Here is an 824-nt window from a genome sequence, read left to right on the forward strand (position 1 = left end):
GTCTTCGCCCTGCTGGGCCCGAACGGCGCCGGCAAGACCACCGTCGTCAAGATCCTCTCCACGCTCATCGGCGCCGACGGCGGGCAGGCCCGGATCGCGGGCCACGACCTGACGGCCGCCCCGCAGGCGGTACGCGCCGCCATCGGCGTCACCGGCCAGTTCTCCGCCGTCGACGGCCTCATCACCGGCGAGGAGAACATGCTCCTCATGGCCGACCTCCACCACCTCCCCAAGCAGGAGGGACGACGGATCGCCGCCGAACTCCTGGCCCGCTTCGACCTGGTCGACGCCGCGAAGAAGCCCGCCTCCACCTACTCCGGCGGCATGAAACGCCGCCTCGACATCGCCATGACCCTCGTCGGCAGCCCGCGGATCATCTTCCTCGACGAACCCACCACCGGCCTCGACCCCCGCTCCCGGCACACCATGTGGCGAATCATCCGCGACCTGGTCGCCGACGGCGTCACCGTCCTCCTCACCACCCAGTACCTGGAGGAGGCCGACCAGCTCGCCGACCGCATCGCCGTCCTGAACGACGGCAGGATCGCCGCCCACGGCACCGCCGAGGAACTCAAACGACTCGTCCCCGGCGGACACGTCCGACTCCGCTTCACCGACCCCACCGCCTACCGCAACGCCACCTCCGCACTGCCCGAAACCACCCGCGACGACGAGGCCCTCACCCTCCAGATCCCCAGCGACGGCAGCCAGCGCCACCTGCGCACCCTCCTCGACCACCTCGACACCGCCGGCATCGAAGCCGACGAACTCACCGTCCACACCCCCGACCTCGACGACGTCTTCTTCGCCCTCACCGGCGGCAC

General features: G+C 70.6%; 1 protein-coding gene. It reads left to right on the forward strand.

Features of this window, described 5'->3' with window-relative positions; genetic code table 11:
* Window positions 1-824, forward strand: an 824-nt coding sequence (locus PUR56_RS15255; protein WP_329949317.1) for an ATP-binding cassette domain-containing protein, incomplete at both ends; no start/stop codon positions are given.

Source organism: Streptomyces sp. BE303, assembly GCF_036290945.1.
Classification (GTDB): Bacteria; Actinomycetota; Actinomycetes; order Streptomycetales; family Streptomycetaceae; genus Kitasatospora.